The organism is Halanaerobiales bacterium (genome assembly GCA_035270125.1).
Taxonomy (GTDB): domain Bacteria; phylum Bacillota; class Halanaerobiia; order Halanaerobiales; family DATFIM01; genus DATFIM01.
The window spans coordinates 1-4,060 of record DATFIM010000209.1 but is presented as its reverse complement, the minus strand read 5'-3'; the positions used below and the strand labels follow the sequence as shown (position 1 = coordinate 4,060).

4 protein-coding genes are annotated in these 4,060 nt (G+C 31.4%); all 4 read left to right on the top strand.

What is annotated here, in order from left to right; translation table 11 throughout:
* On the top strand, positions 1-211 hold a 211-nt coding region (locus tag VJ881_10510; GenBank protein ID HKL76482.1), incomplete at its 5' end, for a PilN domain-containing protein.
* On the top strand, positions 201-731 hold the full coding sequence (locus VJ881_10505; GenBank protein ID HKL76481.1) for a hypothetical protein: 531 nt from the start codon (positions 201-203) through the stop codon (positions 729-731). The genes VJ881_10510 and VJ881_10505, both read left to right, overlap by 11 nt.
* Positions 724-1,371, top strand: a complete 648-nt coding sequence (locus tag VJ881_10500; GenBank protein ID HKL76480.1) for a hypothetical protein — start codon at positions 724-726, stop codon at positions 1,369-1,371. Before VJ881_10505 ends, VJ881_10500 begins: the two co-directional genes overlap by 8 nt.
* On the top strand, positions 1,361-3,754 hold the full coding sequence (locus tag VJ881_10495) for a secretin N-terminal domain-containing protein (GenBank protein ID HKL76479.1): 2,394 nt from the start codon (positions 1,361-1,363) through the stop codon (positions 3,752-3,754). Before VJ881_10500 ends, VJ881_10495 begins: the two co-directional genes overlap by 11 nt.
* Positions 3,755-4,060 lie beyond the last annotated feature (306 nt).

The window sequence follows — 4,060 nt, the reverse complement described above, 5'->3', positions numbered from 1 at the left end:
TGTCAATCTTAAAACATTTTCAATCAATGAAAACAAATTAACTGTTTCAGGTAGTGCTGCTAATACTGAGCTTTTAATTGACTACATAGATAATATGAATCAATCTCCTTATTTTAGTCAAGTTACCCTCCAGAACTATCTTAATCAAGAAAATATTAGTTTTGATTTAATAGCAACTGTGACTGAAGGAGGGGAAGATGATGCTTTCTAATTTAAGTAAAAGAGAACTTATAATTTTAGGTATTGTACTTATTATAATTATATTTACAGTTTATTATTTATATGCATACAAACCACTTACAAAAGAAATCAACCAACTAGAGACAAATAAGAATCGTTTGAGCAGGGAAGTTCGCATTACTCAGGACATGGTAAAAAAATTACCTGAAATGAGAGAGAGATACAACGAATTGACAGAGCGGACGCTGTATGTGAATTACTTTAATATTTCTAATGATAAATTATTGGTAGAATTAAAGCAGATTACCGATAATATCAATATTTTATTCAGATCGTATAAACCAAATGCTACAGATAACACAATAGATATAGCAATGTTTATTGAAGCAGACTATTATAAATTAAATGAATTTTTAGTAGAATTACAAAAGTTTGAATATTGGATGGATTATAAGAGCATGTCCATAAGACCAATGGAAGATTTTTTACAGGTAAGCCTTTCCCTTACATTTTATAAAAAGGGTTTAATGGGCGGTGGAGCTAATGAATAAAAAGAATATTATTATAGCTGCAATTATAGTTGTTTTATTAGCTGCTTTGGCGAGTTATTACTTCTTGTATGATAGAAATGATTCCCCACAGTTAACAGAAGAGGCCAGACAGGTAGAACAAGAGGAAACGCAACAAGAACAGACCGAAGAATCTGAACCAGAGCAAAAAGAAGAAGTTGATGAACAGGAAGAACAAAAAAAAGAAAAAGAACAAGAACAAGAAGATAAACAAGAAGAAGAGGAAGCTGTAAAAGAAGAAGCAAAAGTTAAAGAAATAGTGATGGCAGGTGAATATAAATATCGTGAGGAAATGAGAGATCCTTTTTTCGAAATAAAGAAAGAATCTGATGATCAGGCTCAAGATGAAGAGCAAGATGACAAAAAAGAAAAAATTGAGGTTGTTGCAGACCCTCAATTAACTATAGAGGATTTAAAAGTTCCCTTTAGGTTAGATGGAATCATAGAACAAAGCAGTCAAAGTATAGCAATTGTTGCTACATCTGATGGGAGCAGGTTTATAAGGAAAAGTGAAAGTATTGGAGAATATGATGTCTTAAATGTGGGCAACGAAAGAATAAAAATTAATTATCAAAATTTAACTTTCTATATGGAAATTGGGGGTGCCTTGGTTGAAAAATAATAAAAGAAAGATTACCTTTATAATGGTTTCATCATTAATAATTATTAGTTTATTAAGTTTTTCTATAGCAGCTGTAGTAGAAGGTGAAATAAGGAACATGAACTTTAAAGGGGCAGATATCAGGGATGTACTAACTGCTATTGCAGAGGTGGCTGAAGTCAATCTGATTTCTGATAGTTCTGTTACAGGTAGTATTACCATACATTTAAGGGAAATATCTTTTAATGAAGCACTTAATCTAATAACTCAAACCACAGGTTTGGCTTATAAGTGGGATGGTAATACAGTAGTAGTGGCGACCCCTGGCAGAATAGAAGAAGTATATAAAGAAATGGAATTAGAAATATTAAACTTTGACAGTAAGGACTTAAATAGAGCTAAAGAAGTATTGAACAGTGTCTATCCTGAATTAAATATACAGATTATTAAAGAAAACACGCAACTGCTTTTAGTAGGTAAAGAAGAAACAATTGAAGAGGCTGTTCAGCTAGTAAATCGAGTTGATTTCCCTGATATTATTACAGAAGAAGAAAAAGTTGCAGAAGTTAAAGAAAAGGAAGCTGAAGATGTCCTGGAAATCATCAAAATAGAGTATGGAAATCTTAGTGAAATTGTAGATAATCTCAAAGTTATTTATCCTGAATTGATAGTTCAAACTGATACAAATAATAATCAGATAATATTGAAGGGCGAGCAAGATTATATTGATGAAGCAAAAGATCTGATCTCGAGAGTAGATATACCAACCCAGGAAGATAAGGAAGTTGCTGAATCAGAAAAATTAGCTGAAGAAGAAGCTAAAAAAGAGGCCGAAGATCAGGTGACTAAATATGCCAAGATATATAACATAGACGAAGAAGAACTAATAAGTAAAGTTAAAAGTACTTATCCTGATATAAAGATATCGTATGATGAAGTGCACGAACATCTTGAAATTAAAGGTGATGACGAGAAGGTTAGTAACACATTAACATTAATTGATCGCTATGATGATGAACAGCAGAAAAGGACAGAAATCATTGGGATTGATTATGTAAATTTGGATAGTGTTAGTTCAATAGTAGAGGATAGTGTACCTGAAGTTAATTTAAATAAAAATGAATTAACAAGAGAAATAATTATTTCCGGGAATACTATGGATGTAGAAAGAGCGGTAAATTTAATTGAAAACCTAGATATACCAAGGAGACAGGTTATTATAGAAGCAAGATTAGAAGAGATATCTATGACAGAAACCAGTTCAATGGGTATATCTAATCCAGAAAATAACCTTCCCACTATTGAGTTTATTAAAGATCCAATGGGACAAATTGAAGGAATAACTGGGACATGGCCTGATTATATTTCTGCTTTGAAATCAGAAGGTAAAGCTGAAACACTTGCTAATCCAAGATTAATGACTTTAAATGGAGAAGAAGGTAATATGCTGATTGGGGAGCAGATTCCCGTAAAAGGTATAGATGCTGAGGGTAAACTTAATATTACATATATTGAAGCCGGTATTAATTTAAACTTTACACCCTGGATTACCAAAGAAAATTATATAGAATTAGAAGTTACACCCAAGGTATCTTCTTTAGGTGAAGAGTTATATGAAGGGTTTCCTGCAATAAGAACCAGAGAAGTTACTACAAAATTAAGATTGAAAGATGGACAGTCTTTTGCAATTGCTGGTTTGATTCAAGAAGATGTGAAAAATTCGGAAAGAAAGGTACCACTACTTTCTGAAATCCCAATCCTCGGGAAATTATTTAGATATGATACAGATAATACAGAAAAAACAGAACTTGTTATTTTTATTACTCCCAGAATAGTTGAAGACAAACAAAGAGAAGAAGTAAAAGAAAAAGTTCAACCTTTGAATTCTGAAAAGGAAAAAGAAGAATATGTGTTTATTGAACCAGAAAGTGAAGAATCTGATAAAGAACAACAGGCAGAAACAAAAAGCGTAAGTACTGAACAAGAAGAGGTAAAAACTTCACAGCCAAAAGGATATCAAGATCTAAGTAGTGAAGAACTTGCAGAAATTTTAAATACATCCCGTAGACAAAGAGAATATATAAATGAACTACCAGACAGTCTAGAAATACTATATGCTGTTCCATCAGATCAAAGTGCCCAAGAAATAGCAGATAAATTTACTCTACCAGCTGATGAAATAATAAAGAACTTAGAAGATAAAAATGAATTTAAAAAAGGAGATCTGGTAGTACTATCGATACCGAGTTCTCATTTAATTAAGGTAGATGAAAATCAAGATATAGATTCAATACTTGGAGAATATGATATAAGTTTGGAAGAAATTTTAGAGTTAAACCAATTGGAAAGCGCTGATGAAATTGAAGCTGATATGTTGTTGATTTCACCACGTGCAATAAGATAATTAAAACTTACAGATATGTTTGATTTTAATAACGTAGGCTAGTATCAAATAAATGTATCAATTGCTTATAGTCAAATATAGAACAGTTTGAGTTGATTTTGAAATGGATTTATTAATAACTTTAAACAGGTTTATAGATTTAATATAAGGATTTCAATTTAATCATATAATGCACAAGAAATAGCAAAGTATAGGCAGTCAGGTTGGTATAGTTATTATAAATAAAGATAAAAAGCAGATAGATATCAATGTTTAATTATAAAAACCTCGGTCGGTCATACAGATCTGGCCGGGGTTTTAAAATAT